This window comes from Azospirillum sp. B506 (assembly GCF_000333595.1).
Lineage (GTDB): Bacteria > Pseudomonadota > Alphaproteobacteria > Azospirillales > Azospirillaceae > Azospirillum.
Genome location: NZ_BADK01000812.1, coordinates 1 through 1921, shown reverse-complemented (window position 1 = coordinate 1921; position 1921 = coordinate 1). Strand labels below are relative to the sequence as shown.

General features: G+C 68.5%; 2 protein-coding genes. Both read right to left on the bottom strand.

Annotated features, from left to right (window positions below; all coding sequences use genetic code 11):
- The coding region (locus I71_RS25420; RefSeq protein WP_049976325.1) for a thioesterase II family protein at nucleotides 1–785 on the bottom strand (785 nt) is incomplete at its 3' end.
- Between the two features lie 59 nt (nucleotides 786–844).
- Nucleotides 845–1921, bottom strand: a 1077-nt coding sequence (locus I71_RS25415) for an alpha/beta fold hydrolase (protein WP_042700371.1), incomplete at its 5' end; no start/stop codon positions are given.

Below are 1921 nucleotides of genomic sequence, written 5' to 3'. Positions count from 1 at the left end.
TCTGATGCTTCCTGTGGTTTGTATTTCCACTTCATGTCGCCCGTTCGTGCAATGGTCGCATCGGCCATCGCCTCGGTGATATCCGACACCGTGCCGGCGATCAGCGCCCTGACCTGCTCGCGGATGAAGAAATGGCCGCCGGCAAAGCGGCGCAGCCGGAAACCGGCACCGGTCTGCCGCGCCCAGCCGGCGGCCAGATCCGGCGTGGCTGATGTGTCGTCATCGCCGACGCAGGCGGTGATCGGGCAGGCAAGCGGCTCAAGCGGCAGCGGGCACTCCACCAAGGCGAAGTCGGCCCGCACCGCCGGCAGGATCAGGTCGACAAGTTCCTGATCGGCCAGCACCTCGGGTGGTGTCCCGCCGAGATGGCGCAGATGCTCAAGCAGCGCCGGCCGCGGCAGCAGGTGGACCCCGCGGCGAAAGGGCGGCACCGATGGGGCATAGGCCGCGGCGACGGTCAGGTGAACCGGCGGGGCATAGCCCTGCCGCACCAACCGATGGGCCAGCGCATAGGCGATGCGCGCGCCCAGACTATAGCCGAACAGGGCATAGGGACGGTCGAACATCGGCCCGATATCGGCGACGAGCCGGTCGAGCAACAGGTCCAGCCGGTCGAAGGGCAGTTGGGCGAAGGCCCCTTCGCGGCCGGGAAGCAGTACCGGGCATACGGCGATGTCGGCCGGGAAGCTGTGCGGCCAGCGGGCATAGACCGATGCGCCGCCGCCGGCAAAGGAGAAGCAGAACAGCCGGACCGCGGCATCCGGATTGCCGGCGCCATATGGCAACCATGTCAGAACGGGTCCTTCACGACGATGCGATGACGCTTGAGAAGGGGATTGGGCAATCAGCATGCTGGTTCCATGATACCGTTTTGCAGGGCGGCGATCGGCTGTTCCAGGATCAGGGCGAGCCGAGGGCCGATCAGGTCGAGCGCCGGGGGGTGCAGCATTTCAAAATGGCCGCATGGGATATCGTGGACCTGCACCTGCCCGGTCGCATGGGCCGCCCAGGGATCGGCCGGGTGGCCGCCATCCGGCTGGACGGCAGCGAAATACTGGATATCGCCGTCATGGCATTCGGGCCGGTGGGCATCGGCCAGCCGCAGATTGGCTTCGGCCACCTCCAACAGGACCGCCAGCCGGTCATCGGGCAGGGCGCCCAACACATCGCCGGAGGCGCGCAGCCGGGCGGCAATCGCCGGCAGGTCCGGCGGTCCGTCGCCGATCTCGTCGGTGGTCGAGCCCAGCATCTGAAGATAGCGGCGGGCGATCCTGCCGGGCAGGTCGGCACCGGATTCCGCCACTGCCGGCCGGTCGCCCGGCAGATGGCTGTCCAACAGCGCCAGCAGGCCGACCGTCTCCCCCGCCGCGCGCAGGCGCACCGCCATGGCATGGGCGACGACACCGCCGAACGACCAGCCCAGCAGGTGATAAGGACCGACGGGCTGCACCGTCCGGATATGGGCGATGTAATCCTCGGCCATCGCGGCAATGCTGGCGGGGATTGCGCGGGGGTCGCGCAGCCCTCCGGCCTGCAACGCATAGATCGGCCGGTCCGGCAGATGGCGGGCCAGCCCGGCATAGCCCCAGCCGATGCCGGCCCCGCCATGCACGCAGAACAGTGGCGGATGTCCTCCCGTCCGGCGCAGCGCCAGGAACGGCGCCAGGAAACCGCCGGTATCGGCTGCGGAACCGTCCAGCCGGTCCGCCAGTTCGGCAACCGTCGGCGCTTCGAACAGGGTGCGGATCGGCAGATCGACACCCAATACCGCCCTGATTCGCCCGATCAGACGCATCGCCAGCAGCGAATGGCCGCCGAGTTCGAAGAAATTGTCATCGATGCCGACCACTGGCACCTCGGTGATTTCGCCGAATAGGCCGCACAGCACCTGTTCGGCCGGCGTGCGGGGCGGGCGGGCCAG